The sequence below is a fragment of the Pseudomonas sp. PDM22 genome (genome assembly GCF_014851965.1).
In the GTDB taxonomy this organism is placed as follows: domain Bacteria; phylum Pseudomonadota; class Gammaproteobacteria; order Pseudomonadales; family Pseudomonadaceae; genus Pseudomonas.
The window spans coordinates 129,676-152,844 of sequence record NZ_JACVAR010000010.1 but is presented as its reverse complement, the minus strand read 5'-3'; the positions used below and the strand labels follow the sequence as shown (position 1 = coordinate 152,844).

Annotated in this window: 21 protein-coding genes; 5 read left to right on the top strand and 16 right to left on the bottom strand. The window is 66.8% G+C overall.

Annotation, left to right across the window (positions count from 1 at the left end):
• Positions 1-14 precede the first annotated feature (14 nt).
• From IB255_RS28115 to eat, 15 genes are all read right to left on the bottom strand, one after another.
• Positions 15-644: an START domain-containing protein gene (locus IB255_RS28115; RefSeq protein WP_192211160.1), complete on the bottom strand. Its 630-nt coding sequence runs from the start codon at positions 642-644 to the stop codon at positions 15-17.
• A gap of 322 nt (positions 645-966) precedes the next feature.
• Positions 967-1,497 (bottom strand): inorganic diphosphatase, encoded by a 531-nt coding sequence (gene ppa, locus IB255_RS28110; protein WP_192211159.1) that lies wholly within the window; start codon positions 1,495-1,497, stop codon positions 967-969.
• Between the two features lie 80 nt (positions 1,498-1,577).
• A complete protein-coding gene (locus IB255_RS28105) occupies positions 1,578-2,396 on the bottom strand; it encodes a zinc-dependent peptidase (RefSeq protein WP_192211158.1) in 819 nt (272 codons plus the stop codon).
• 7 nt (positions 2,397-2,403) lie between these two features.
• Positions 2,404-3,063, bottom strand: coding sequence for a DedA family protein (locus tag IB255_RS28100; protein ID WP_192211157.1), 660 nt, complete (start codon positions 3,061-3,063; stop codon positions 2,404-2,406).
• Between the two features lie 185 nt (positions 3,064-3,248).
• Positions 3,249-4,133, bottom strand: a complete 885-nt coding sequence (locus tag IB255_RS28095) for a substrate-binding periplasmic protein (protein WP_081517244.1) — start codon at positions 4,131-4,133, stop codon at positions 3,249-3,251.
• Positions 4,134-4,234: 101 nt separating this feature from the next.
• Positions 4,235-4,699 carry a GNAT family N-acetyltransferase gene (locus tag IB255_RS28090; RefSeq protein ID WP_081517245.1) on the bottom strand — a complete coding sequence of 155 codons (465 nt, stop codon included), beginning with the start codon at positions 4,697-4,699 and terminating at the stop codon, positions 4,235-4,237.
• Between the two features lie 122 nt (positions 4,700-4,821).
• Positions 4,822-5,283 (bottom strand): type IV pilin protein, encoded by a 462-nt coding sequence (locus IB255_RS28085; RefSeq protein WP_192211156.1) that lies wholly within the window; start codon positions 5,281-5,283, stop codon positions 4,822-4,824.
• Positions 5,280-8,717: a pilus assembly protein gene (locus IB255_RS31080; RefSeq protein WP_192211155.1), complete on the bottom strand. Its 3,438-nt coding sequence runs from the start codon at positions 8,715-8,717 to the stop codon at positions 5,280-5,282. Before IB255_RS31080 ends, IB255_RS28085 begins: the two co-directional genes overlap by 4 nt.
• Positions 8,704-9,249 (bottom strand): hypothetical protein, encoded by a 546-nt coding sequence (locus tag IB255_RS28075; protein WP_151189357.1) that lies wholly within the window; start codon positions 9,247-9,249, stop codon positions 8,704-8,706. Before IB255_RS28075 ends, IB255_RS31080 begins: the two co-directional genes overlap by 14 nt.
• Complete coding sequence (locus tag IB255_RS28070) at positions 9,246-9,992, bottom strand: PilW family protein (RefSeq protein ID WP_192211154.1); 747 nt, start codon at positions 9,990-9,992, stop codon at positions 9,246-9,248. Before IB255_RS28070 ends, IB255_RS28075 begins: the two co-directional genes overlap by 4 nt.
• Complete coding sequence (gene pilV, locus IB255_RS28065; protein ID WP_081517250.1) at positions 9,989-10,594, bottom strand: type IV pilus modification protein PilV; 606 nt, start codon at positions 10,592-10,594, stop codon at positions 9,989-9,991. Before pilV ends, IB255_RS28070 begins: the two co-directional genes overlap by 4 nt.
• On the bottom strand, positions 10,585-11,109 hold the full coding sequence (locus IB255_RS28060) for a GspH/FimT family pseudopilin (protein ID WP_192211153.1): 525 nt from the start codon (positions 11,107-11,109) through the stop codon (positions 10,585-10,587). Before IB255_RS28060 ends, pilV begins: the two co-directional genes overlap by 10 nt.
• A 201-nt stretch (positions 11,110-11,310) precedes the next feature.
• Positions 11,311-12,117: an ethanolamine ammonia-lyase subunit EutC gene (gene eutC, locus IB255_RS28055; RefSeq protein WP_192211152.1), complete on the bottom strand. Its 807-nt coding sequence runs from the start codon at positions 12,115-12,117 to the stop codon at positions 11,311-11,313.
• 15 nt (positions 12,118-12,132) lie between these two features.
• The gene (locus IB255_RS28050) at positions 12,133-13,527 is read right to left on the bottom strand and encodes an ethanolamine ammonia-lyase subunit EutB (RefSeq protein ID WP_192211151.1); all 1,395 of its coding nucleotides are present in this window, start codon (positions 13,525-13,527) and stop codon (positions 12,133-12,135) included.
• 11 nt (positions 13,528-13,538) lie between these two features.
• On the bottom strand, positions 13,539-14,903 hold the full coding sequence (gene eat, locus IB255_RS28045) for an ethanolamine permease (RefSeq protein ID WP_081517254.1): 1,365 nt from the start codon (positions 14,901-14,903) through the stop codon (positions 13,539-13,541).
• A 361-nt stretch (positions 14,904-15,264) separates the two neighbouring features.
• Here eat and IB255_RS28040 point away from each other — a divergent pair, with 361 nt between their 5' ends.
• Positions 15,265-16,317, top strand: coding sequence for an AraC family transcriptional regulator (locus IB255_RS28040; RefSeq protein WP_138520227.1), 1,053 nt, complete (start codon positions 15,265-15,267; stop codon positions 16,315-16,317).
• Between the two features lie 286 nt (positions 16,318-16,603).
• Here the strand turns inward: IB255_RS28040 and IB255_RS28035 are convergent, their stop codons facing one another.
• Positions 16,604-18,124: an aldehyde dehydrogenase family protein gene (locus IB255_RS28035; protein ID WP_081517256.1), complete on the bottom strand. Its 1,521-nt coding sequence runs from the start codon at positions 18,122-18,124 to the stop codon at positions 16,604-16,606.
• Between the two features lie 339 nt (positions 18,125-18,463).
• On the opposite strand from IB255_RS28035, the gene IB255_RS28030 reads away from it, so the two are divergent.
• The 4 genes from IB255_RS28030 (at position 18,464) to IB255_RS28015 (ending at position 22,871) form a co-directional block, all read left to right on the top strand.
• Positions 18,464-20,380, top strand: a complete 1,917-nt coding sequence (locus tag IB255_RS28030) for a sigma-54-dependent Fis family transcriptional regulator (protein WP_192211150.1) — start codon at positions 18,464-18,466, stop codon at positions 20,378-20,380.
• A gap of 229 nt (positions 20,381-20,609) precedes the next feature.
• A complete protein-coding gene (mpl, locus tag IB255_RS28025; RefSeq protein WP_081517258.1) occupies positions 20,610-21,962 on the top strand; it encodes a UDP-N-acetylmuramate:L-alanyl-gamma-D-glutamyl-meso-diaminopimelate ligase in 1,353 nt (450 codons plus the stop codon).
• Positions 21,963-21,964: 2 nt separating this feature from the next.
• Positions 21,965-22,594, top strand: a complete 630-nt coding sequence (ubiX, locus tag IB255_RS28020; RefSeq protein ID WP_081517259.1) for a flavin prenyltransferase UbiX — start codon at positions 21,965-21,967, stop codon at positions 22,592-22,594.
• A complete protein-coding gene (locus IB255_RS28015) occupies positions 22,578-22,871 on the top strand; it encodes a YceK/YidQ family lipoprotein (protein ID WP_192211149.1) in 294 nt (97 codons plus the stop codon). The genes ubiX and IB255_RS28015 overlap by 17 nt, the downstream gene beginning before the upstream one ends.
• Positions 22,872-23,169 lie beyond the last annotated feature (298 nt).

Sequence of the window (23,169 nt, the reverse complement as noted above, 5' to 3'; positions counted from 1 at the left end):
ATCGGGCCGTCTTTCTAATCACCGTCGCCCCGTGCGCCCTGATGCTCCGCCACCAGCTTGAGCATCCTCAGCGACTCGAAGGGTGCATCCACCACGAACTGGTTAGCCAGCCACGACGGTACGCTGCCGCCGGGCTCGCCGCGCATCTCGTAGGTGACCTCGGTGAGCTTCGGGCCTTTGGGCACCATCCGCCAGGTGCCGGAAACGCTGGGCACGCGGATGCGGTCCTTGACCGGTGGGATGTAGTCAGGCGCGGCCTGCAGGCGGCGGATCATGCCGCCGTCCGGGGTTTCCTCGGTGCTGACCTTGAGCACCAGGTCACGCGGTGCCGCGGGCCAGGGCAGCTTGGTATCGAGGTAGACCCAGATGGCTTCGTCGCTGTACTTGAGCAGGCGCATCTGTGCGCAGGCGTAGAGCCAGGCGCAGGAGACGCGCAGGTTCTCCTGCAGGTGGCCGAGGGTGGCGACATCGGCCTTCACCAGCGTCACGCCACGGAAGCTTTTGTAGCGTGAGCCAGGCACCTGGCTCAGGTAGACCTGCACGCCGTCCTCGTCCTTGGCGAGCGTCCAGTCCGCCGCTTGCGCGAAGGCAATCGCGGGGGTTGTCAGCAGGAGGGCCAGCAGGACGATCGAGGCGCGTTTCATGACAGCGGACCAGGGAGGGGATAGTCCGATCTTATGCCTGACCCGTTACAGCGGCACATTGGCCGGCGAGCGGTCTGGCAGGGCGTCCGCGGGCTGCGCGGTGGCAAATCGCAGGCATTAAAAAAGCCGGCTTGTGGCCGGCTTTCAGGGGGTGGTCCAACCTCACTTCTGGTAGGGCGGACCGCCTTGATTCTGTGGCAGCGCAGCGAGCTGCGTGCGGGGGCGCAGATGGTAGCAAAGTCGGGACGAAAAGCCTAATCCCGGTCATGAAAAAGCCCCGCCTGGGCGGGGCTCTTCACGGCGCGGGCAACCCGCGCGACCCTCACTTGGCCTGGAAGGCGGCGACGGCCTTGTTGATGTAGTCGTGAGCCTGGGCAGCGTCGCCCCAGCCTTCGACCTTCACCCATTTGCCCTTCTCGAGATCCTTGTAGTTCTCGAAGAAGTGCTTGATCTGCTCCAGCAGCAGGGCCGGCAGGTCGGTGTATTCCTTCACGTCCTGGTACAGGACGGTCAGCTTGTCGTGCGGCACGGCGATCAGCTTGGCGTCGCCGCCGGCTTCGTCACTCATGTTCAGCACGCCAACCGGACGGGCGCGGATCACGGAGCCCGGAGCGACCGGGTACGGGGTCACGACCAGCACGTCCAGGGGGTCACCGTCGTCAGCCAGGGTGTTCGGGATGAAACCGTAGTTGGCCGGGTAGAACATCGGAGTGGCCATGAAACGGTCGACGAACAGGCAGTCGGTGTCCTTGTCGATTTCGTACTTGATCGGCGCGTGGTTGGCCGGGATCTCGATGGCGACGTAAATGTCGTTCGGCAGGTCTTTGCCAGCCGGGATGCTGCTGTAGCTCATGGACGACTCCAGATAGTGGTCGGGCCGAAAAAGTGCGGCGGATTATAGGCAGATTGCCGTGTCCAAGCCACAGACATCGCCTAGTGCGCCTGAGTTTCCTGATATTCGGGGTGCTCGGCCTGAAGCGTGTGCAGGCGCGAGAGCGGATCTTGCCGGTAGAACAGCGAAAGCTGTTCATAGACTTTGGGATAGGCCGCCTGAAGGAGGTCCGGCGCGGTAAAGAAGTACTCGCTGGTGACGGCGAAGAACTCCGCCGGGTTCTCGGCCGCGTACGGGTCGATGGCGGTGTGCGCCTGCGGGTCGTGGTCGAGCTGGCGGTTCATGTCGTCGTAGGCGGCCTGCATGGCGGCGGCCCAATCGCCCACGCGCATGTCGCGGTGCAGCGGTGGCAGGCCGTTGGCGTCACCGTTGAGCATGTCGAGCTTGTGCGCCAGTTCGTGGATCACCAGGTTGTAGGCATCCCAGCCACCGCCGCTTTCCACGCCGGGCCAGGCGAGGATCACCGGGCCTTGCAGCGAGGTTTCGCCGGCGCGCTCGTCGTCGAACTCATGCATGACGCCTGCCGGGTCGCGGTGCTTCTGCGGGCTGACGAAGTCGTCGGGGTAGAGGACCAGCTCATGGAAGCCGCCGTACCAGTTCAGGTCCGGCAGGTGCAGCAGCGGCAGCTCGGCCTGGACGGCCAGCAGCAGGCGACGGTAGTCATCCAGCTCGATGCCGGGCAGTGGCGTGAGGCGCTTGTCGCGCAGGAACAGCAGCGCCCTCTCGCCGAGCCGGCGCAACTCCTCTTCGCTGAAGCCATCGAGGATCGGCAGGTGCCGGCGTACCTGCGCCCACAATGCCGCGTCGAGCGGATGGCGGGCGAGGAAGCGCCGGCGGCGCCAGGCGCTGAACGACCACATGGACGGATCAGCGCTCGTTGGGCTGGGCCTTGGCCGAGGGGCGCAGTTTGTGGCGGATGAAGCCGATCAGCATGGGCACCAGCGAGAAGGCGATGATGCCGATGATCATCACCGACAGGTTCTGCTTGATGAACGGGACGTTGCCGAAGAAGAAGCCCAGGGCCACCAGGCCGCCGACCCAGGCGACGCTGCCGGCGACGCTGAAGAACAGGAAGCGCGCATAGGGCATGTAGGCCATACCGGCAACGAAGGGGGCGAAGGTGCGCACGATCGGCAGGAAGCGCGCCAGGGTCACGGTCTTGCCGCCGTGGCGCTCGTAGAAGGCGTGAGTCTGGTCCAGGTAGTCGCGGCGGAAGATCTTCGAGTCCGGATTGCTGAACAGGCGCTTGCCCAGTGTTCGACCTATCACGTAGTTGGTGCTGTCACCGCTGATTGCCGCGATCAGCAGCAGGCTGCCGAGCATCCACGGGTCCATGCCGCCAGTGGCGCAGATGGCGCCGGCGATGAACAGCAGCGAGTCGCCCGGCAGGAAGGGCGTCACCACCAGGCCGGTCTCGCAGAAGATCACCAGGAAGAGGATGGCGTAGATCCAGGTGCCATAGTTCGCTACCGCCAGCGACAGGTAGGTGTCGAGGTGGAGAATCAGGTCGATCGGGTTGAATTCCATGAGAAGCCTGTATGACAACAAGGTGAACGGCCGGGCCGCCCATTATAAGGCGCGGCCGGGCTGCCGGGGGCGCGCTCCGTCGAATCCTGCGACGGCGGTCCGCGGGAGGATATTACAGCTTCTGCGTGAAAATCCTGTCGCTGTGAACGCGGCAATGCCTTGTGACAAATGCCCGGCGCACGGCCCTAGAGCAGGCTCGCCTGCCAGCTCAGCAGGTCCGTCGTCGTCCGGGGAGTCAGGGTGGCCCCGTGCTGATCGCTGGTCGCTGGCAATTGCTCGGCCAGCGGATGCGCGGCAACTTCGCGGGTGTTCATCGCGCTTTCCAGATGAGCTTCGGCGATCAGTTGCTGAAGACGACCGCTGCGGCGCAGGGTGCGCAGGCCGCGGTCGAGGCTGGCAGCCAGGGCCTCGCCTTCGGCGCGCTTCTTCGGCACCAGCACGTAGAGCGGCTTGACCTCCAGCGGCGGGTCGACGAACTCCAGTTGCTCGCGCAGCGCCGGGGCGTTCTGGCTCAGCAGCTGGTAGCCGGTATAGCGGTCCACCACGGCCAGGTCGATGCGCCCGCGCAGGAGTTTTTCCAGGTTCTGCCAGTCGCTGCTCACCACGTCCTTGTTGAGGAAGTCGGCGGCGTCGAAGCGCTCCTGATTGACGTAGCCGCGCACCACGCCGATGCGGTACGGGCGCAGAGTGTCGAGGTCGCGCGGGTTGATCGGCAGGGCGCGGTCGCGGCGGCGGAAGAAACCGAGCTGGGAGTCCAGCAGCGGCATCGAGGTGTAGAAGTCCTGGCTGCGGTCTGGCGACAGGTAGGCCGGCATCAGGGCGTCGAAGCGGCCTTCGCGGGTTTCGTTCAGGGCCCGCTGCCAGGGCAGGAAGACCAGTTCTGCCTTGTCGCCGTTGAGCGCCAGGGCTTCGTTCAGGATGCGGCTGGCCAGCCCGTTGCCCGGCAGGTCGCTACCGACGTAGGGCGCCCACTCCAGGGTGGCGACGCGCAGGGTCTGCGCCTGTGCGTTGGCGCCCAGGAAGGCGAGACAGAGACAGGCGGTGCGCAGAACAAGCAGGGAAATGCGCATGGGATCCCTTCATGCGGAGGCCGCGGTGATTCCGCTGATTGCACTCTAATGCGCCGGGCCCGCCGATGCCAGCGGGCCGCTCCGCACCTTGCAGCAGGGTCTCAGTTGAGATCGTCGCTGATCGGCAGGATGTAGTTCTTGAACTCGCTGTCCTCGCGGAAACCGATGGACTCGTAGACCTTCTGCGCCACTTCGTTGTTGACGCTGGTGGACACGCGCATGCGCACGGCCTGGGTTTCGCGGGCCATCTGCCGGGCGGTCTGCAGCAGATGGTCGGCGACCAGCTGGCGGCGCGCCTCTTCGGCGACGTAGATGTCGTTGAGGATCCACACGCGCTTGAGCGACAGCGAGGAATAGCTCGGGTAGAGCTGGCAGAAGCCCAGCAGCTTGCTGTCATCGTCATCCGGCAGGGCCAGGTAGATCACCGATTCCTTGCGGCGCAGGCGCTTCTCGAGGAATTTTCGCGAGGACTCGGGGTAGGGGAGCATGCCGTAGAACTCGCGGTATTTGACGAACAGCGGCGCGAGCAGATCGAGGTGGTCGAGCGTGGCTTGCACGATGCGCATAAGCGGGCCTCGGCGGGAGGTGAGTGGGCTGGCAGGGCAATGCAGGGGCTATGCCAGTGGATAGCCGTTGGTCCGATGCTGCACCAGAATTTGTTGAAAGCGCAATCCAAGCGAGCGTTTGATCAGCGCCAGCAACTGTCGACGCTTCCTGCGCTCACGCCGCGGGTGCCTCGCTCGTCCAGGGTGAAGTCGCCGCAGTCCGAGTCGCCCGCCTGAGTGCCCCGTCGCAGGGCAGTCAGGCGATAGCGGCGCGTGTCGCCTTGGGGATGCTCAGCGGCCAGTTCGTACAGCTGGTGCGTCGAAAAGCGCTTGCCGTCCGCCGACAGCGGGTAAGTGAACGCCAGCTTCTCGGGATCGTCGGTGTACTTGCTGTATTGCGCCAGGTAGCGTTCCTGCTGGGCCGCGGCATCGCGCAGGAGGGTCTGCGCCTCGCTGCGGTTGGCCCGCAGGATGAACTGGCGGTAGCTGGGAATGGCGATACCGGCGAGCAGGGCCAGGATGGAAACCACCACCATCAGTTCGACCAGAGTGAATCCGCCAGCTTTCGCGATGTGCGGCGCAGGTGCCGAAGGCAGGGCTCTCATGGGTAACTCACGGGCAGGTTGTAGTTCATGATCCGCCAGTTGAAGCGGCCCTGGTTCACCGGGTTGAACAGCTGCACGGGGAGACGGTTTCCATCCGGGGTGTAGAGGCTGTCGCCGATGCGGGTCACCGGTCCGTCGATGCGCATGCCGCTGGCGGTCTCGCTGAAGGAGCCGTCGCCCACCAGGTCGAACACGTTGAAGTCCAGTGCACCGCCGGTGTTCGGGTTCACTGCCAGCAGCCAGTAGGTGATGCCCGCGCTGCACGGGTCGGCGTTGGGTTGGCCGACGGTGACGAACAGTACGTCGCCGAGCATGAAGGGCTGGTCGAGGACCCGCTCGCCATCAGCCAGGTCAAAGTACCAGCCACGGATTCCAACGCCGCGCTTGCCACTGCTGTCCCAGGCCACGGGGGTGCTGCTCAGTTGGCGGACCTCGCTGGTGCCGGCGCTGTGGGTGACGGTTTCCTGGGTCAGTGTCTGGGCCTGCAGATCGGAAAGCTTGTTCAGCGCGGCAGGCGCGCCGGCTCCGTCGACGTGGGCGAGGTAGTCGGTCTGGTCCCAGAAGCTGTACAGGGACTGGCGGCTGACCGCGCCTTCCTTGTCGCCCCCCTCGAAGTACTTGCCGGTGCCGGTGATCACCAACTGCCCGCCGCGTGGATGCTGGGTGACTTCGCCGGCGGCGCTCAGCGGCTGGCCGCGGCTGCCGGGGATGCTGGCGAGCACGCTGGAAGCGACGTCGAGGCCGGCCTGCCGGTAGAGCTGGCCCTGCAGGCTGCCGTAGTAGCGCTGGGCGAGTTCACCGGGACTGTCGGCGCGGGTCCAGGCGACCGTGCTGCCGACCTCGCCGTCGCCAGCGGCGGACTGGCTGGCAGCGCTGATGCGTCCATCCTCCAGGCGGATCGACAGTGAGTAGCCCTTGGCGGTGTCGTAGCCGTTTCCGCTGAGCACATAGGCAACCCCGTCGGAGAAGGTGATCACCGGCCGATCGAGCACGTAGCCGAACTCGATGTCCTTGCCGTTCTCGCTGCTGGCGCTGCCTGCGTACTCCCAGAGCAGGCGGGGCTGGTCGGCGTTGGTGATGTCCAGGGCGAACAGGCCGCGCCCGCCGCGTCCGGGCGCCATGACCAGCACGGTGTGCCAGCTGCCATCGAAATGCACATCACGGGTGACCGCGCTGCCGTCGACATAGAAACGGTGCAGGCTGTTGGTGTTTTCCTCTTCCGAGCGCGCGGCGTAGTGGGTGTCGGAGAGGTAGTTGAGCTGTCCGTACACGGCGGCGGGAATGAAGGCCCAGCGCTCCCGACCGGTCTCGTCGAAAGCGTGCAGCATGCCGTCGTTGGCGCCGACGTAGAGACGACTCTCGCGAGTGGCATTGGCTTGCCGGAAGGCGTCGTAGCCGGTCGCGCCGGAGGCTTTCTCCAGGTAGTAGGTGACCGCGGATGGCGGGCCGACGACCACGGGCGAGGAGTAGATGATGTCGCCCAGCAGATGGTTGCGGGCGCGGAAGGTGTCGCCTTCGTCACTGCGATCGCCGCGTAGCCAGGCGACGCGTTTCTCTCCCAGGTGGTCCTCACGCTGGGTACCCGGAGTGCGGTTGAGCAGCTGTTGCTGCTGGGCCGCGAGGTTGCCCCAGGTGAAGGCCTGCAGGTGACCCTTGGCACTGTCGGGTGCGGTATTGGTGTAGATGCTGCGGCTGGCCGGTGAGCGCTGGTTGAGCTGGTTGCGGAACGACAGCGCGGAGTTCGCCTGGGTATTGCCCTGGGCGTCGAGGCGGTACTGCAGGATGTCGCCGCTCCAGTCGGTGGGTTGGTAGCTGGCGCGATAGAGGTGGGTGTCGGTGCTCAGCGAGGTGGAGCTGGCGCCGGCGGCAGCCACCGCCAGCTGGTTGCTGGAGATGCTGCTGACGATGGCCTGGAAGGCCTTCACCAGTTCGCTGGTGGAGTCGGCGCTGAAGAATTCGCCGCGGGAGTTCAGCGCGCCGTGCCAGAGCGCGGCCACCTTGCCTTCGTTGGCGGTGACGGTCATGCCGTCGAGGCTGGTGCTGGCGCTCGGGTTGGGCCAGCTCCGGGTGCCGTCGAGCAGTTGCCGATAGGAGCCGGAATAGGTGTCGCCGTCCCACTGCAGGTACTTCAGCGTCGGGCCGAGCCCCAGGCCTACGGTGTAGGTGGTGATGTGCTGCCAGGTGGCCGGGTCGTTCTTCGGGTTCCAGTAGTCGTTGCCGTCGCGAAAGCGCGGTGGAACCTTGTTTTCCAGGTCGCTGCGGGCGTCGGTGGCCCAGCCGAGGAAGATGTTGTCGGCCAGGGTGTTCGACCATTTGTCCTGATAGGGCGCCGTCGCCGTGAAGGCGGTGCCGTCGGGCAGGGTGCGCGAAGTGCCGTCGGCGTTGCTGCCGCCGGAACCGTCGCCGAAGCCATCGGTCATCAGCAGGTGGTAGCTAGGCCGGCAGGCGTACTCGGTCTTCACGTCGCGGGGGCTGCCCGGCGCACGGGCGTAGGGGTTATAGGCGGTGGTGTTGCTCAGGTAGCTGTTGACCCGGTTCTGCGCCGTCCCCAGGGGCGTGCCGCCGCTGGCGGCGAGGCGGCTGGTGAAGTTGAAGAAGTCGGCCTTGTGCTGGCCGGCGAAGGCCGCGAGGGTCTGGTTGCCGCAGGCCGTGGAGTTCAGGTTGAAGTTGGTGTTGTAGCAGCTGTTCAGCGCCTGCCAGGTCACCCGGATGTGCTCGGGCAGGTCGAACAGCGCCAGGTTGGCGGCGGTGCGCGTGGCGAGTTGGCGGGTACGGTAGAAGGAAAACCAGTTGGCGTAGTTCTGCTTCTCTTCCGCCGTGCTGACCCAGTGCGGGGTGAAGCAGGTGCGGGTGCAGGCGCTGGCGCTGGTGAACGACGAGTCCGCCGCGCAGTTCTGCACGGCACTGAGGCTGCTGGTGGCGACATTGCGCGCGTGCGGGCAGGACGCGTTGAACTGGTAGTAGTGGGCGTAGCGCTGGTAGCTGTCGGTGCTGTTGACCGGTTGGATTGCGTTCTGGCCATAGCCATTGCCGGTATTGCGGTTCAGGTCGACGGTGCCGGTCTGGATGGTGAGAAAGCCGTCGTAGTAAGCCTTGTCGAAGCTGGTGACGTAGCGCTCGCTGACGATCCGGCCGCCGCTGAAGGTGACCTTCCACGGCGCCTCGTAGGTGATGTCCGGGTTGTAGTACATCGGGTTGTAGGCGGTGGAACGGTTGGCGATGCTGTAGGAGCTCATGCCATCCGGGGTGTAGGCGCTGGTCATGCTGCCGGAGTCGTCGAGGGTAACGATCAGGTTGGGCGAGACGCCTTCCACCAGGAACAGCGGCGCCTGGCTCGGGGCTGCGGCTTGCGCATCCGTGCAGGTGAGCAGAATCGCCAGGCCGGCCAGTACGGCGAGGTGGGACGACGAGTGGAGCTGGTCAGCGCTGGACACGGGCGTACTCCTGTAGTCGGACCAGGGCCTGGTCGGTGATGCCGGTGGAAAGGGCGTTCATCTGCAGCAGCAGGGTGCCATTGCCCGCCAGGCAGTCGGCCATGGCACTGGAGGAACGGCTCTCGCATTGCGCGGCGACGTACCAGCGCGGTGCGCTGCTCAGTTCCGCCAGTTGGTCGGGGTTGGCCAGGTCGTTGCCCCGGTAGGTGCGCGCCCGTGGCAGCAGTGCGCTGCTGGCGGCATTCTCCGGTTCGAGCCAGAGTCGGTCGCACAGCAGGACCTGTTGCTGGTTCTGCGCGGTGCTGATGCAGGTGTCGGCCTCGCCCACGGCCATCGATGGGCTGTAGCGGGTCCGCGCCAGTGCTTCGCTGATTGCCGAATCGGCGCCACCCAGCGCCGCCTGGTAGTCCCTCGTCTCGGCCAGGCTGTTGTCCAGCAGCAGGCCGCTGCGCAGGTTGCCCAGGGCCAGGATGCTCAGCGCCAGCAGCATGAGCAGGGCGATCAGCAGGGTCTGGCCGCGTTGCCGGTTCATGGCTGGTTCCTCAGGTAGAGCGTCTGCGCGAAGGCGCTGCACAGGCCGCGCGCGCCGGTGTTTTTCGTCGTCGCGGGGTTCAGCGGGTCCTGGTAGGTGCAGTTTTCGGGCAGCAATGCGCGGGTGGAGGTGACCACCAGGCCGGCGCGGAGCTGGTTGGTTGAGCCGACCGCGAACATCAGGTCGTGGATGCCGCTGGCAAGGGCGACCTCACCGGCGGACAAGGCGTTGTTGGTCTTGCACAGCAGCTCGCCGTCGACCAGTCGCAGGTGGCTGACCAATACCGGCGGACTGCCCGTGTCGTCATCGCTGTAGAGCGAGGCGCCGGTGCAGTCCTGGTGTACCTGCGCATCGCTGCGCTGTGGGCGCTGGTAGCGCAGGCACAGGCCGCGGCCGCCGGCATCCAGGCTGGCGATCTTGCCGGCGCCGAGGACGCAGCCGGTGGCTGTGTCGGTCAGCGCCGGGAAGGGCCCCTCGCGGTCGATGACGAAGTCGTACTGCTGCTCGTCGGCATCGCTGGCGTGGCGCACCCAGGCGCTGTAGCCGGCATGCCCGCTCTCGCGCTGCAGCAGGTCGAGGATGAAACGGGCATTGGCCTGGTTCTGCTGCTGCGCGTGGTTGAAGGCGGCGTGATCACTGCCCGACAGGTAGATCTGCAGCACGCCCAGCAGCACCATCACGCCCAGCGCAATGGCGACCATCAGCTCGATCAGGGACAGGCCGGTCTGGCGCTGCGGGCTCATGGCTGGAAACTCAGTCGGTAGCGCTCGACACCGCCGGCATCGCTGCCGGAAAGGCAGGCCGCATCGTCATCGTCAGCGGTGGTCGGGCTGCCGGCCTGGCAGTTGCGGCTGTGCCAGGCCAGCTGGATCAGCAGCAGCGGCTGGCGCGAACCGGCGTCGCAGGCCTTGCCGTCGCGGCTGGGGCAGATGAAGGTGGCATCGCTCAACAGCGCATCGTCGGTGTTGAGCTTCAGGCGCAACTGTTCGACCCAGCAGGCCAGTTCGCGCCTGGCCCGGTCCGCCTTGCCCAGGCCGCTGGTAGCGCAGCTCTGGCCACTGCCGAGGCTGGGAAAGCTGCTGCCGGCCGGGACCAGGTAGGCCGCGTCGGTACTGAGCTTGCCCTTGCTGACCAGCGCCTCGCGATTGGCCTGGATGCTGCGGGCAAGGTCCGCGGCCAGCAGAAGGGCGTTCTGCCGCTGCTGGCTGTCGTGGCTGTAGGCGATGCTGCGGCTCTGCAGCGCCAGCAGGCCGAGCAGGGCGACGCTGGTAAGCATCACCGCCACCATGACCTCGATCAGATAGAAGCCCCGCTGAGCCGCATGGGATCGGCGCGTCAGTCGCATGGAGCCACCGCTCCGCCGCGCTGCAGGCAGACCTTGCTCGAATAGCCGCCGGCGGTCAGGGTGAAGACCCGCGGGAAGCTGCCGCTGGCGCTGCCCATGGCGACGCCGTTGCCGTCGAACTCCAGTGCTCCCGCCGGCTCCTGGGTGATGAGCACCGCGCCGGAATCATCGAGCCGGGTCCTGCGCAACTCGATCTCCCGATGGCCCTCCAGATCGCCGCCGCGCAGTCGACCGATGCTCAGTTCGGAGGTCCAGTCTGCGCTGCTCTGCGGAGTCACTCGCACCGGCTGCTGGCCGATCTGCGCCTGGGCGCGGGCGTACTGCAGCACCGCGACCAACTGCTTGCCGGTGCTCTGCGCGCGGTTGCGATTGATCAGCAGGTCGAAGGAGGGCACCGCGATGCCCAGCAGGATCGCCAGGATCGCGATGGTCACCATCGCTTCGATCAGGGTGAAGCCACGCTGAGCTCGCCGGGGGCTGGCCGGAGCGTGCAACTGAGTGTTGGGTGAATCCATCGTCTCGCCATCGTCATGAAACGCCGTGCGCTGGCGCTTCCTGTGGTGCGCCGGGCACGGACCTTGATGGCGTGGTTTTTATCGCGACGGTTGGCGAGGGTGATTTAAGACGATTCTTAAAGACGGCGGCCCGCTGCGCGGCATGTGGTCGCGTTCACGCTACGGGCGATGCAGGGCTGTCCGGCTCAGCTTGCCGATGACTCAGCCACCGATAAGAAAGTTGCCAGTCCTGCCGGCGCTTTCGCCCTCCAGTGCCGGGAGTTCTGCTTCGTCCTTCAGGTTCACCCCCGACAGCTGCCGGCGGCAGGCTTCGCGCATCAGGTAGAGCAGGCGGTGGGTGGCGAGGCCGTAGCTCAGGCCTTCCAGCCGCACGTTGGAGATGCAGTTGCGGTAGGCGTCGTTCAGGCCGACCTTCGGCGCCCAGGTGAAGTACAGGCCCAGGCTGTCGGGTGAGGACAGGCCGGGGCGCTCGCCGATCAGGATCACCACCATCTTCGCCCGCAGCAACTCGGCGACTTCGTCGGCCACGGCGACCCGGCCTTGTTGCACCAGCGCGACCGGCGACAGGCTCCAGCCTTCGTTGCGCGCCTGTTCTTCCATGCGTTCTAGGAAGGGCAGGCTGTGACGTTGCACCGCGAGCGACGAGAGACCGTCGGCGATCACCACGGCGAGGTCATAACCCTGTGGGTGACGGTCAGCGTGGCGACGCAGAATCTCCACCGATTCCTCGTTCAGCCGACGGCCCAGGTCAGGGCGTTGCAGGTAGGTGTCGCGGTCGGCGGCGGCACTATGCAGCAGCAAGGTGTCGCGGCCGCGCTCGGCCAGTTGCGCGGCGAGGCCGTCACGCTCGAAGGGCAGGTGCACGGCGTCGCGCGCCTGGGCGTGGGCGAACTGGAAGTCCAGTTGCGCGCCGGTCGGCAGGCTGGTGCCGGCGCGGCCCAGGGCGATGCGCGCGGAGGTCAGGCGGCGCAGTTCCTGCCAGGGGTTGGGGGTGAAGCTGTCGCTCATCGAAAACTCCTCCGCTCAGGACAGTTGCGCGAGTGCGTGGCGGAAGGCGCCGGGAAGCTGGCCGGCCATCTGCACGCGGCCATCCTGCTGGCGGAGGATCTCCATGCGCGCAAGCCACGCCTCGAACTCCGGCGCCGGCCGCAGGCCCAGCGTCTGGCGCGCGTACAGCGCGTCATGGAAGGAGGTGGTCTGGTAGTTGAGCATCACGTCGTCGGAGCCGGGGATGCCCATGATGAAGTTGATGCCGGCCACGCCCAGCAGGGTCAGGAGCATGTCCATGTCGTCCTGGTCGGCTTCGGCGTGGTTGGTGTAGCAGATGTCGCAACCCATGGGCACGCCGAGCAGCTTGGCGCAGAAGTGGTCTTCCAGGCCGGCGCGGATGATCTGCTTGCCGTTGTACAGGTATTCCGGGCCGATGAAGCCGACCACGGTGTTCACCAGGAACGGCTTGAAGTGCCGCGCCACCGCGTAGGCGCGGGTCTCGCAGGTCTGCTGGTCGACGCCGTGGTGGGCATTGGCCGACAGCGCGCTGCCCTGGCCGGTCTCGAAGTACATGAGGTTGTCGCCGAGCGTCCCGCGCTTCTGCGACAGCCCTGCTTCGTAGCCTTCCTTGAGGATCGCCAGGCTCACGCCGAAGCTGGCGTTGGCCGCCTCGGTGCCGGCGATGGACTGGAACACCAGGTCCAGCGGCGCGCCCCGGTTGATTGCCTCGATGGAGCTGGTGACGTGGGTCAGCACGCAGGACTGGGTGGGAATCTCGTAGCGCTGGATGATCGCGTCGAGCATCTCCAGCAGGGTGCAGATCGACTGCAGGCTGTCGGTGGCCGGGTTGATGCCGAGCATGGCGTCGCCGTTGCCGTAGAGCAGGCCGTCGAGCACGCTGGCGGCGATGCCTGCCGGATCGTCCGTCGGGTGGTTGGGCTGCAGGCGCGTGGACATGCGCCCGCGCAGCCCCATGGTGTTACGGAAGCGGGTGACTACGCGGATTTTCTGCGCGACCAGCACTAGGTCCTGCACACGCATGATCTTCGATACCGCGGCTGCCATCTCCGGTGTCAGCCCGGGCGCAAGGGCGCGCAGGCTGGCTTCGTCGGCGGCGTCGCCGAGCAGCCAGTCGCGCAGGCTGCCCACCGTGAGGTGGCTGACCGCCGCGAAGGCCTGGCGGTCGTGGCTGTCGATGATCAGCCGGGTGACTTCGTCGCTCTCGTAGGGGATCAGCGCCTCGTCGAGGAAGTGCTTGAGCGGGATGTCGGCCAGCGCCATCTGCGCGGCGACGCGCTCGGCGTCGCTGCCGGCGGCGACCCCGGCGAGGCGGTCGCCGGAGCGCGCCGGGCTGGCCTTGGCCATCACCTCGCGCAGGCTGTCGAAGCGCCAGGTCTGGCCACCGACGCTGTGGACGAATCCGGACATGGCGCTACTCCTCAGCCCTGGCTGGCGAACGATGCGTCGGTGCCGCGATTGAGGCTGATGACGATGCTGCAGATGGAGCAGCCGCCGATCATCAGCACCAGGAACACCGAGGCGATGACACTGTTGAACCAGAGCATGGCGGCCAGGCAGACCAGCGCCAGGACCAGCGCGATGGCCGGCACCACCGGGTAGCCCGGCGCGCGGAAGCTGCGCTCCAGGTCCGGCTCACTGCGGCGCAGCTTGAACAGGCTGAACATGCTCATGATGTACATGACGATGGCGCCGAACACGCTCATGGTGATCATCGCCGCGGTCAGGGTCATGCCCTGCAGGCTGATCAGGCCGTCGCTGAAGATCGCCGCGATGCCCACGGCGCCGCCGGCGAGGATGGCGCGGTGCGGGGTCTGGAAGCGCGACAGCTTGGCCAGGCTACGCGGCAGGAAGCCGGCGCGGGCCAGGGCGAAGAACTGCCGCGAGTAACCCAGGATGATGCCGTGGAAACTCGCCACCAGGCCGAACAGGCCGATCCACACCAGCATGTGCATCCAGGTCGAGTTGTTGCCGACCACGGCTTTCATCGCCTGCGGCAGCGGGTCGTTGATGTTCGACAGGGCGCGCCAGTCGCCCACGCCGCCGGCGAAGATCATCACGCCGATGGCCAGGGTCACCAGGGTCAGGATGCCGGCGATGTAGGCGCGCGGGATGGTGCGTTTCGGGTCTTTCGCCTCCTCGGCGGCCATGGCCGCGCCCTCGATGGCGAGGAAGAACCAGATGGCGAAGGGGATCGCGGCAAAGATGCCGGCCATGGCGGTGGAGCCGAATACATCCGAGCCGGCCCAGCCGTTGAGCACGAAGTTGCTGAAGCTGAAGCCCGGTGCGACCACGCCCATGAACACCAGCAACTCGGCCACTGCCAGCACGGTCACCACCAGTTCGAAGGTGGCGGCGATGCTTACGCCGAGGATATTCAGGGTCATGAAGATCACATAGGCGCCGGTGGCCGCCCACTTCGGATCGAGGCCGGGGAACTGCACGTTGAGGTAGGCACCGATGGCCATGGCGATGGCCGGCGGGGCGAAGACGAACTCGATCAGGGTGGCGATGCCGGCGATCATCCCGCCGGTCTTGCCGAACGCCCGCAGGCTGTAGGCGAAGGGCCCGCCAGCGTGGGGGATGGCGGTGGTCAGCTCGGTGTAGCTGAAGATGAAGCAGGTGTACATCACCGCGACGATCAGCGTGGTGACGAGGAAGCCCAGGGTACCGGCGGCGGCCCAGCCGTAGCTCCAGCCGAAGTACTCGCCGGAGATCACCAGGCCCACGGCGAGCCCCCAGAGGTGAAGGGTGCCAAGCGTTGGTTTGAGTTGTGATGCGCTCATTGTTGTTATTCCTCTCTCCGCAAGGGATAGGCCGCAAGTGGGGCGGGCCGCAGGGGCGTGGACGGATACCTGAGACTCGATGGTAGTGGCGCACTGCCGCGCAAGACTTGACCGCTGGAACCGGCTTTCGCCGTGCAGGGTCAACTGGTTGTTACCCATTGCCCCACCGTGCGCACGGTGCTCGCTTCTGGTGCCGGAAATCGCCCGCCTGCCCCGTGCTGTGGCAGCTGCAGGCCAGGCGCGGCGCCGTGTCGGGGTTGTTGGTAGCGATCGGCGAGGCACGGGATTTGCTTTGTTTTCCCGTTCCCTGTTCCCGCGTGCGACGTGCCCCGAGCACCTCATAACAAGATCGGTAACCGACATGAGCCAGCCTCTGTTTTCCCCGTCCGGCCTGAGCCTGCCCCTGGCCAGCAACATCGGCGTGCTGTCCGCTGCCGCCAGCGGCCTGGGACGCTTCATCGGCGACCAGGGCGGCGACATCGACCGCGTCTTCGGTCGCGCCGGCATCGACCCGGAGCGCCTGCTGCATCCGACCCTGAGCCTGGCGCTGACCAACTACTGCCAGGTGCTGGAAGAGGCCGCGCGACAGTCGGGCTGCGACAACTTCGGGCTGCGCTACGGCGAGCAGTTCCGCCCTCGCGAGCTAGGCCTGCTGGGCTACGTCGGGCTGTGTTCGGAAACGCTGGAAGAGGCGCTGAAGAACTTCGCTGCCGCCTTCCCCTACCACCAGCACGACACCCTGATCCGTCTGGTGGATTGCGGCGAGTGCTATCGCTTCGACTACCAGGTTCGCCACGGCGCGATCCTCGACCGCCGCCAGGACGCCGAGCTGACCTTGGGCATGGCACTGAACCTGATGCGCCACGCGCTCGGCCCCGAGTGGGCGCCGCGTGCGGTGAGCTTCGAGCACGCGCGGCCGGAAGGCTGGCAGGAACATGGGCGGGTGTTCGATGCGCCGGTGCTGTTCCAGCGCGGCTGCAATTCGATGCTGATTCCCAAGCGTGACCTCTACGGCCGGCAGATGCCCGAACGCGACGCCAACCTCTTGTTCCTGGTGCAGGACGTGATCCGTCGCCTGGGCGAGCAGGGCGGTGCGCCGAATCTGGTGGAGGACGCCGGCACCCAGATTCGCCTGGCGCTGGCGGATGGCGAGCCGTCGCTGGAGATCATTGCCGAACAACTGGAGCTCACCACCGCCGGCCTGCAGCGACGCTTGCGCGAGGCCGGGCTGAGCTTCAGCCAGCTGGTGGAAAACACCCGTCGCGAGCTGGCGCTGCACTATCTGCGGCAGCCGCAGAGGCCGATCTCCGAGTTGGCGCCGCTGCTGGGCTACTCCGAGACCAGCGCCTTCTCCCGCGCCTTCCGCCGATGGTTCGGCGTGAGCCCGCGGCAGTGGCGTAGCGACGCCAGCTGAGGTTTTTCATTGCAGGAGCGGGCTATGCCCGCTATCGCCGGCTTTGCCGGCGGCCTGCATACGGATCGCGGGCATGGCCCGCTCCTACAACAGCTTGGTGGCCTGTTATCCCTTGTAGAGTGGATAACCTGTGCCGCGCGGGGGCTATGCACGATGCCCAATCTGCTCCTGCGAATGGCATCCATCCGAGCCTTTTGCGGACATAAAAAAGCGCGGCCCGAGGGCCGCGCAAGGATCGATGTGAGGAGGCGCCCGGCTCGCGCCGGGCGGGTGGCTCAGAACAAACTCAGAAGAAGCCCAGCGGGTTGATGTCGTAGCTGACCAGCAGGTTCTTGGTCTGCTGGTAGTGGTCGAGCATCATCTTGTGGGTCTCGCGGCCCACGCCGGATTTCTTGTAGCCACCGAAGGCGGCATGCGCCGGGTACAGGTGGTAGCAGTTGGTCCACACGCGGCCAGCCTTGATGCCGCGGCCCATGCGGTATGCACGGTTGATGTCGCGGGTCCAGACGCCCGCGCCCAGGCCGTACTCGGTGTCGTTGGCGATGGCCAGTGCTTCAGCCTCGTCCTTGAAGGTGGTGACGCCCACCACCGGCCCGAAGATTTCCTCCTGGAACACGCGCATCTTGTTGCTGCCCTTGAGCAGGGTCGGCTGGATGTAGTAGCCGGTGGAAAGATTGCCGTCGAGCTTCTCGACCGAGCCGCCGACCAGGATCTGTGCGCCTTCCTGCTGGGCGATGTCGAGGTAGGAGAGGATCTTCTCGTACTGCTGCTGCGAGGCCTGGGCGCCGACCATGGTGTCGGTGTCCAGCGGGTCGCCACGCTTGATGGCCTTCACCTTCTTCATCACCACGTCCATGAACTGCGGGTAGATGGACTCCTGCACCAGCGCGCGGGACGGGCAGGTGCACACCTCGCCCTGGTTGAAGAAGGCCAGCACCAGGCCTTCGGCGGCCTTCTCGATGAAGGTCGGCTCGGCCTGCATGATGTCTTCGAAGTAGATGTTCGGGCTCTTGCCGCCCAGCTCCACGGTGGACGGAATGATGTTCTCGGCGGCGCACTTGAGGATGTGCGAGCCCACCGGGGTCGAGCCGGTGAAGGCGATCTTGGCGATGCGCTTGCTGGTGGCCAGCGCCTCTCCCGCTTCTTTACCAAAGCCCTGGACGACGTTGAGCACGCCCTTGGGCAGCAGGTCGCCGATCACTTCCATCAGCACGCAGATGCCCAGCGGGGTCTGCTCGGCCGGCTTGAGCACGATGCAGTTGCCGGCGGCCAGGGCCGGGGCGAGTTTCCACGCGGCCATCAGCAGCGGGAAGTTCCACGGGATGATCTGCCCGACCACGCCCAGCGGCTCATGGATGTGGTACGCGACGGTGCTGTCGTTGATCTCGGCGGCGCTGCCTTCCTGCGCGCGGATGCAACCCGCGAAGTAGCGGAAGTGGTCGGCGGCCAGCGGGATGTCGGCATTCAGGGTTTCGCGGATCGGCTTGCCGTTGTCCCAGGTCTCCGTGACGGCCAGCAGTTCCAGGTTCTGTTCGATGCGGTCGGCGATCTTCAGCAGCACCAGCGAGCGGTCCTGCACCGAGGTGCGGCCCCAGGCATCGGCGGCGGCGTGGGCGGCGTCCAGCGCCTTGTCGATGTCCTCGGCGGTGGAGCGGGGGAACTCGGCGATGGGCTGGCCATTCACCGGCGAGGTGTTGGTGAAGTACTGACCCTTCACCGGCGGGACGAATTCGCCGCCGATGTAGTTGCCGTAGCGCGCCTTGAACGAAACGATGGCGCCTTCGCTACCGGGATGGGCATAACGCATGGTCGGATCTCCTGGGTCTTGTGCTTGTTGGGGAGGACGTTGAACAAGCGTAGAGCAAGGGCCGGGCCATGCCAGTGAAAGGCACGCCGCGCATGGGCTGGACGGGCAACGGGCGATGCTCCGGAAAGCGCGCTGTTGCGCCGCTGGCACAGTGCCGGGTGACACTTTGTCCCGTTTTCGTGACAGTCGTGACCTGACGGTCGGCCAGGCGTTGCATTGGGCTGGCGCGTGGGGGATGCTGTCCTGCGTTCCATCGCTTTCTGTAGGAAGAGAAAGGTCCTGCAAGACTTCGTTGGAATTCGGGGCTGCCTCCCCGTCCCCAAGCGGAGAACAACAAGAATGCGCGCCAACGATTTGAGCCGCCACGCCCGCCAGGTCATGACCGTGGCCGAGGGCAAGGCCCCCGCCGGTGCCCCCGGCGCGGACCCATCGATCGCCCGCTCCTGGATGCGCTGCCTGGAGCAATACCACCTCGACCCGGCGCAACCCATGGCGCCCGCCGTGCTGGAACACGCGCGCATGCTCGAGGTCCGCGAGCGCCACCGGCAGGTGCTGGAGATCGCCAGCGACGAGATGAACAGCCTGCACCAGCAGCTGTCCGGCGCCGGCCATGCGGTGCTGCTCACCGATTCCCGCGGGGTGATCCTCAACTGTGTCAGCGAAGCCGCCGAGCGGCGCACCTTCGAGCAGGCCGGGCTGTGGCTCGGCGCCGACTGGAGCGAAGCCCGCGAAGGTACCAACGGCATCGGCACCTGCCTGGTGGAGCGCCAGGCGCTGACCATTCACCAGGACGAACACTTCCGCAGCCGCCACACCGGGCTGACCTGCTCGGCCAGCCCGGTATTCGACCCGCAGGGCGAACTGCTGGCGGTGCTCGACGTTTCCTCCGCGCGCCGCGACGTGTCGCGGCAGAGCCAGTTCCACACCATGGCGCTGGTCAACCTCTCGGCCAAGGCCATCGAGAGCTGCTACTTCCTGCGTCATTTCGAAGACCAGTGGCTGCTGCGCTTCCACCTGCAACCCGACGGCCTGGGGCTGTTCAGCGAAGGCATGCTGGCCTTCGGCGGCGACGGGCGCATCCGCGCGGCGAACCAGAGCGCCATCAACCTGCTCGGCAGCCGCCGGGAAAGCCTGATCGGCCGCTCGCTGGAGCAGTGCTTCGATTGCCGGCTGGACGACCTGTTCAGCCGCGCCGACCCGCATCCCAACGCCAGCTGGCCGCTGCGCACCCACGCCGGGCGCACCCTGTATGCGCTGCTGCGCGGCAAGCGGCCCATCGCCGCCGCGCCGGTCCTGCCACGCGCGCCTCTGGCGAAAGGCTTGTGTATCGACGACCCGCAACTGGCCCACGATTTCCGCCGTGCGCTGAAGGTCTACGCCCACGACGTGCCGCTGCTGCTGCAGGGCGAGACCGGCACCGGCAAGGAGGCTTTCGCCCGCGCCGTGCATCTGGGCGGCGAGCGCGCCGGCAAGAGCTTCGTCGCGCTGAACTGCGCGGCGATTCCCGAAACCCTGATCGAGAGCGAACTGTTCGGCTACCGCGGCGGCAGCTTCACCGGTGCGCGCAAGGAAGGCATGCGCGGCAAGCTGCAGCAGGCCGATGGCGGCACGCTGTTCCTCGACGAGATCGGCGACATGCCGCTGGCGCTGCAGACCCGCCTGCTGCGCGTGCTGGAAGAGCGCCAGGTGGTGCCCATCGGCGGCGAACCGCAGGATGTGGATATCCGCCTGATCAGCGCCAGCCACCGTGACCTGGAAGCACTGGTAGCCGCCGGGCAGTTCCGCGAAGACCTCTACTACCGCCTCAACGGCCTGGTGGTTGCGCTGCCGCCGCTACGCGAGCGCGAAGACCGCTGCGCACTGCTCGACCATCTGCTGGCCGAGGAGAGCAAGGGCCGCAGCGTGCGCCTGGACGACGACGTGCGTCGGCACCTGCTGGACTTCCCCTGGCCGGGCAACGTGCGCCAGTTGCGTAACGTGCTGCGCACGCTCTGTGCACTGTGCGACGGCGGCCGCATCCAGATGGCCGACCTGCCGCCGGACCTGCGCCGCGCGCCGGCTGCCGCCGCGGCTCCGGTCGCCTTGGCCGGGGAGGGCGGTGACACCCTTGGCGCTGCCGAACGCAACGCGCTGCTGGAGGTGCTCGAAGCGCAGCGCTGGCACATCAGCCGTGCCGCGCAGCAGCTGGGCATCAGCCGCAATACCCTGTACCGCAAGCTCAACCGCCACGGCCTGAGCCGGAAAAGCCTCTCGTAGGATGGGTGGAGCGCAGCGATACCCATGCTGACCCGGTTCCCGGAATCGATGGGTATCGCTTCGCTCCACGCCATCCTACGTATCGTTCCCGTGACGACTTTCCCCGGCCTGCGGGAACCGCCTCCCCACCTCGTCGTCTGATGCCCCGGCGGCGGGCCGCGCGGGGGTGCGCTGTGCTACTCTGCCGCCCATTCGAAGTGCCTTCAAAGGCTTGATTGCAGGAGTCTGCATGCATATCCACATCCTCGGCATCTGCGGCACCTTCATGGGGTCGCTGGCCGTCCTGGCCAAGGAACTGGGCCACCGCGTGACCGGCTCCGACGCCAACGTCTACCCGCCCATGAGCACCCAGCTGCAAGCCCAGGGCATCGAGCTGATGCAGGGCTACGACCCCGCGCACCTGGAGCCGGCACCGGACCTGGTAGTGGTCGGCAACGCGCTGTCGCGCGGCAACCCGGCAGTGGAGTACGTGCTGAACAAGGGCCTGCCCTATGTCTCCGGCCCGCAGTGGCTGGCCGACCACGTGCTGCAGGGCCGCTGGGTCCTGGCGGCCGCCGGCACCCACGGCAAGACCACCACCAGCAGCATGCTGGCCTGGGTCCTGGAGCACGCCGGCATGAGCCCGGGCTTCCTGATCGGCGGCGTGCCGCAGAACTTCGGGGTCTCCGCGCGCCTGGGCGGCACCCCGTTCTTCGTGGTCGAGGCCGACGAGTACGACAGCGCCTTCTTCGACAAGCGCTCCAAGTTCGTCCACTACCACCCGCGCACGGCGATCCTGAACAACCTGGAGTTCGACCACGCGGACATCTTCCCCGACCTCGCGGCCATCGAGCGACAGTTCCACCACCTGGTGCGGACCATCCCCGGCGAAGGCCTGGTCATCCACCCGACGTCCGAGACCGCACTCAAGCGCGTGATCGACATGGGCTGCTGGACGCCTGTGCAGACCACCGGCGAAGGCGGCCAGTGGCAGGCGCGCCTGCTCAGCGACGACGGCTCGCACTTCGAGGTGCTGTTCGACGGCAAGGCCCAGGGCACCGTGGACTGGGAACTGACCGGCCAGCACAACGTTGCCAACGCCCTGGCTTGCCTCGCGGCGGCCCGCCATGTCGGCGTGGTGCCGGAGCTGGGTTGCGCCGCGCTGTCGGCCTTCAAGAGCGTCAAGCGGCGCATGGAGAAGGTCGCGGAAGTGCAGGGCGTGACCATCTATGACGACTTCGCCCACCACCCGACTGCCATTGCCACCACCCTCGACGGCCTGCGCAAGCGCGTCGGCGATGCCAAGGTGATCGCCGTGGTCGAACCGCGCTCCAACTCCATGAAGCTCGGTGCCCACCGCGACGGCCTGCCGGAGTCCGTGGTGCAGGCCGACAACGTGTTCTGGTACGCGCCGCCGAACCTCGGCTGGGACCTGGCGGCCACCGTCGCCAGTTCCACGGTGCCCACGCAAGTGTGCGATTCGCTGGAAGCCATCATCGAGGGCGTGAAGGCCATCGCCACGCCGGGCACCCAGGTAGTGGTCATGAGCAACGGCGGATTCGGCGGCCTGCACGGCAAGCTGGCCAAGGCGCTGGAGGGCTGAACATGGCCGGAGCCGAACGCGTCACCCTCGCCATGACCGGCGCCTCGGGCGCCCAGTACGGCCTGCGTCTGCTCGACTGCCTGGTGCAGGAAGACCGCGAGGTGCACTTCCTGATCTCCAAGGCCGCGCAACTGGTGGTGGCCACCGAGACCGACGTGACCCTGCCGAGCAAGCCGCAGGCGATGCAGGCTTTCCTGAGTGAATACACCGGCGCCGCGCCGGGGCAGATTCGCGTCTACGGCAAGGAAGACTGGATGGCCCCGGTGGCCTCCGGTTCCGGCGCGCCGAGTGCGATGGTGGTGGTGCCCTGCTCGACGGGGACGCTCTCGGCGATTGCCACGGGCGCCTGCAACAACCTCATCGAACGCGCCGCCGACGTGGCGCTGAAGGAGCGCCGCCAGCTGATCCTGGTGCCGCGCGAGGCGCCGTTCTCCAGCATCCACCTGGAGAACATGCTCAAGCTGTCCAACCTGGGCGCGGTGATCCTGCCGGCCGCTCCGGGCTTCTATCACCAGCCGCAGACGGTCGACGACCTGATCGACTTCGTCGTCGCGCGCATCCTCAACCAACTGGGTATTCCCCAGGACATGCTGCCGCGCTGGGGCGAACACCATCTTGTCAGCGACGAATAAGCTCCTCGCCGCCCTGTTGCTGTTGCAACTGGGCGGTTGCGCCACCGTGAAGACCCTCAACGACAGCCGCCCCGGCGATCCGCTGATCTATGCAGGCAGCCGGCTGGACTGGTATTCGCTCAATGGCGGCTGCTGCCCTAAGGACCACTTCGGCACCGACGCGCCGGCCTACCCCGGTCTCGACCTGCCCGGCAGCGCGCTGCTGGATACCTTGCTGCTGCCGCTGTCGATTGCCGCAGAGCTGGGCGTCGGCCTGCAGGTGTGGGGCGGGAACTGATCCGCTACTGCTGAACGTCAAGGGATACCCCTACGTAGGATGGCGTGGAGCGAAGCGATACCCATCAATAGTGGCAATGCCCGCATAGGTATCGCTCCGCTCCACCCATCCTACGAGAGCATGCGTATCCAGGGCTGTCCCGCGCAGAACGGTGGGCTTGCCTGCAGGAACGGGCCGCGCCCGCGACCGCGGACAAAGTCCGCGTTCACTTGAGCGCATATTGCTGAACGGGTGGGTGGGCACTCCCCCGCAAGGGCGCCTGTCGGCGCCTTCGCGGGCATGGCCCGCTCCTACAGGG

What these genes read in the sequence shown, in the direction of transcription:
- IB255_RS28115 (WP_192211160.1), bottom strand. Translation starts at nt 644, where the DNA reads ATGAAACGCGCCTCGATCGTCCTGCTGGCCCTCCTGCTGACAACCCCC.
- ppa (WP_192211159.1), bottom strand. Translation starts at nt 1,497, where the DNA reads ATGAGCTACAGCAGCATCCCGGCTGGCAAAGACCTGCCGAACGACATT.
- IB255_RS28105 (WP_192211158.1), bottom strand. Translation starts at nt 2,396, where the DNA reads ATGTGGTCGTTCAGCGCCTGGCGCCGCCGGCGCTTCCTCGCCCGCCAT.
- IB255_RS28100 (WP_192211157.1), bottom strand. Translation starts at nt 3,063, where the DNA reads ATGGAATTCAACCCGATCGACCTGATTCTCCACCTCGACACCTACCTG.
- IB255_RS28095 (WP_081517244.1), bottom strand. Translation starts at nt 4,133, where the DNA reads ATGCGCATTTCCCTGCTTGTTCTGCGCACCGCCTGTCTCTGTCTCGCC.
- IB255_RS28090 (WP_081517245.1), bottom strand. Translation starts at nt 4,699, where the DNA reads ATGCGCATCGTGCAAGCCACGCTCGACCACCTCGATCTGCTCGCGCCG.
- IB255_RS28085 (WP_192211156.1), bottom strand. Translation starts at nt 5,283, where the DNA reads ATGAGAGCCCTGCCTTCGGCACCTGCGCCGCACATCGCGAAAGCTGGC.
- IB255_RS28075 (WP_151189357.1), bottom strand. Translation starts at nt 9,249, where the DNA reads ATGAACCGGCAACGCGGCCAGACCCTGCTGATCGCCCTGCTCATGCTG.
- IB255_RS28070 (WP_192211154.1), bottom strand. Translation starts at nt 9,992, where the DNA reads ATGAGCCCGCAGCGCCAGACCGGCCTGTCCCTGATCGAGCTGATGGTC.
- pilV (WP_081517250.1), bottom strand. Translation starts at nt 10,594, where the DNA reads ATGCGACTGACGCGCCGATCCCATGCGGCTCAGCGGGGCTTCTATCTG.
- IB255_RS28060 (WP_192211153.1), bottom strand. Translation starts at nt 11,109, where the DNA reads ATGGATTCACCCAACACTCAGTTGCACGCTCCGGCCAGCCCCCGGCGA.
- eutC (WP_192211152.1), bottom strand. Translation starts at nt 12,117, where the DNA reads ATGAGCGACAGCTTCACCCCCAACCCCTGGCAGGAACTGCGCCGCCTG.
- IB255_RS28050 (WP_192211151.1), bottom strand. Translation starts at nt 13,527, where the DNA reads ATGTCCGGATTCGTCCACAGCGTCGGTGGCCAGACCTGGCGCTTCGAC.
- eat (WP_081517254.1), bottom strand. Translation starts at nt 14,903, where the DNA reads ATGAGCGCATCACAACTCAAACCAACGCTTGGCACCCTTCACCTCTGG.
- IB255_RS28040 (WP_138520227.1), top strand. Translation starts at nt 15,265, where the DNA reads ATGAGCCAGCCTCTGTTTTCCCCGTCCGGCCTGAGCCTGCCCCTGGCC.
- IB255_RS28035 (WP_081517256.1), bottom strand. Translation starts at nt 18,124, where the DNA reads ATGCGTTATGCCCATCCCGGTAGCGAAGGCGCCATCGTTTCGTTCAAG.
- IB255_RS28030 (WP_192211150.1), top strand. Translation starts at nt 18,464, where the DNA reads ATGCGCGCCAACGATTTGAGCCGCCACGCCCGCCAGGTCATGACCGTG.
- mpl (WP_081517258.1), top strand. Translation starts at nt 20,610, where the DNA reads ATGCATATCCACATCCTCGGCATCTGCGGCACCTTCATGGGGTCGCTG.
- ubiX (WP_081517259.1), top strand. Translation starts at nt 21,965, where the DNA reads ATGGCCGGAGCCGAACGCGTCACCCTCGCCATGACCGGCGCCTCGGGC.